Source organism: Burkholderia puraquae (assembly GCF_002099195.1).
GTDB classification, from domain to species: Bacteria; Pseudomonadota; Gammaproteobacteria; order Burkholderiales; family Burkholderiaceae; genus Burkholderia; species Burkholderia puraquae.
In genome coordinates this window covers 1-2,075 of record NZ_NBYX01000058.1, presented here as the reverse complement: position 1 = coordinate 2,075, position 2,075 = coordinate 1, and the positions used below count along the sequence as shown (strand labels likewise).

The following is a 2,075-nucleotide window of genomic DNA, read 5'->3' as shown; positions in this document are numbered from 1 at the left end:
TTCCCGAACCAGAAGACGCTCGAACGCACGTCGATGAACTCGTGGGACGACCAGAAGGTGCGCGACGCGCTCGCCGCGAACGGCCGCAAGAAGGTGGTCGTATCGGGCCTGTGGACGGAAGTCTGCAATACCACGTTCGCACTGTGCGCGATGCTCGAAGGCGACTACGAGATCTACATGGTCGCCGACGCATCGGGCGGCACGTCGCAAGCCGCGCACGATTTCGCGATGCAGCGGATGGTGCAGGCGGGCGTGGTGCCCGTCACGTGGCAGCAGGTTCTGCTCGAATGGCAGCGCGACTGGGCACGCCGCGATTCGTACGACGCGGTGATTGCGATCGCGAAGGAGCATTCGGGCGCGTACGGGATGGGCGTCGACTACGCGTACACGATGGTCCACAAGGCACCGCAACGCACCGCAACGCCGCACGAGTCGATCGCGGCCGTCCCGGCGAAGTAACGGGCAGCCGGCCGGGCTCGGCGCGGCCGGCGTGCGCGATGCATGCGCCGGCCGAAGGGCTCGCCGGTCGCCGCGCTCAGGCCACGGGCAGCGCCCACGGCGCGCGCGCGAAGTGTTCGGCGAGGAAATCGAGCAGGACCGTCACGCGTGCGGCGCGCAGCATGCCGGGCGGCGTGACGAGGTTGACGTTGATGTCGGCGATCTTCCAGTCGTGCATCGCTTCCTCGAGTTCGCCGCGCTGCAGCGCGTCCCACACCAGGAACTCGGGCTGCAGCGCGAGGCCGTGACCGGCGATGAGCGCGGGAGCAATCACGTCGGCGTTGTTGGTGCGGATGCGCCCATGCACCGAGATGCCGACTTCCTCGCCCGATGCCGGACTGCGAAAGCGCCAGTACTCGGGTGTCGGCAGGTTCGTGTAGGTGAGGCACACGTGCTGTTCGAGGTCGCGCGGATGCGTGGGCCGGCCATGCCGGTCGAAATACAGGGGCGACGCGACGAGCGGCCGGCGCACCGCGCAGAGCCGGCGCGAGCGCAGCGACGAATCGCTGAGCTCGGCGATGCGGATCGCGACGTCGAAGCCGCCGGACACGATGTCGACGATGTGATCGGTGAGCACGAGGTCGATGTCGACGCGCGGATAGCGTTCGAGAAACGCGGGCAGCAGCGGCGACAGATGGCGCAGCCCGAACGACATCGGCGCGTTCACGCGCACGAGGCCGTGCGGTTCGAGCGCTTGCGCGGACGCTTCGCTCTCGAGCAGCTCCGCATCGGCGAGCAGGCGGATCGCGCGGTCGCGCAGCAGTTCGCCGGTCGGCGTGAGCGACAGCTTGCGCGACGTGCGGTACAGCAGCATCGCGCCGAGGCGCTTTTCGAGGCGCGCGATGGCCTTCGACACGGTCGGCTGCGATACGCCGAGCAGGTCGGCGGCTTTCGCGAACGAACCGGTCTCCGCGACGCGCGCAAAGATGGCCCAGGCTTCGAGATCAGGAAGGTGTTGCATGGTCGGGATGAATGGCTGGGAAGCGAAACAAGCGAAACGGATGCAGCGCACCGCGACGGCAGGCGAGCGATGCAGATGATTCTAATCCGGCCGGGAGAAAAATCGTTATGGAATCTTATCTACTTTCATTGGGCGCCGGCATGCTGATCGGCGTCGTGTACAGCGTGATCAAGGTGCGCTCGCCGGTACCGCCGCTGATCGCGCTGGTCGGCCTGGCCGGCATGCTGATCGGCGCCCAGGCCATCGCACCGGTCCGTCACTGGCTCGGCTTCTGACCGTATCGAGGACACTTCATGAGCGCAACCGCTACTCAACCCGATCTCATCCTGCACAACGCGCGCATCACGACGCTCGATCGTGCGAACCCCGTCGCGACGGCCGTGGCGATCAAGGACGGCCGCTTCATCGCGGTCGGCAGCGAAGCGGACGTGATGCCGCTCGCGGGCCGCGCGACGAAGGTGATCGACCTCGACGGCCGCACCGTGCTGCCGGGCCTGACCGACAACCACTGCCACGTGATTCGCGGCGGCCTGAACTACAACATGGAGCTGCGCTGGGATGGCGTGCGCTCGCTCGCGGTCGCGATGGAGATGCTCAAGCAGCAGGTCGCGATCAC

At 67.3% G+C, this 2,075-nt stretch carries 4 protein-coding genes; 3 read left to right on the top strand and 1 reads right to left on the bottom strand.

The features are described from left to right. Positions 1-459 (top strand): isochorismatase family protein (locus B7G54_RS37725; RefSeq protein ID WP_133059276.1); only part of this gene is annotated, 459 nt, incomplete at its 5' end. A 76-nt stretch (positions 460-535) separates the two neighbouring features. On the opposite strand, the gene B7G54_RS37720 is transcribed toward B7G54_RS37725, so the two are convergent. After that, entirely contained in the window at positions 536-1,459 is a 924-nt protein-coding gene (locus B7G54_RS37720; RefSeq protein ID WP_085043684.1) for a LysR family transcriptional regulator, read from the bottom strand. Positions 1,460-1,566: 107 nt separating this feature from the next. Here B7G54_RS37720 and B7G54_RS37715 point away from each other — a divergent pair, with 107 nt between their 5' ends. Then, on the top strand, positions 1,567-1,734 hold the full coding sequence (locus B7G54_RS37715; protein ID WP_085043683.1) for a DUF1427 family protein: 168 nt from the start codon (positions 1,567-1,569) through the stop codon (positions 1,732-1,734). A gap of 18 nt (positions 1,735-1,752) precedes the next feature. Further along, positions 1,753-2,075, top strand: a 323-nt coding sequence (locus B7G54_RS37710) for an amidohydrolase family protein (RefSeq protein ID WP_165765663.1), incomplete at its 3' end; no start/stop codon positions are given.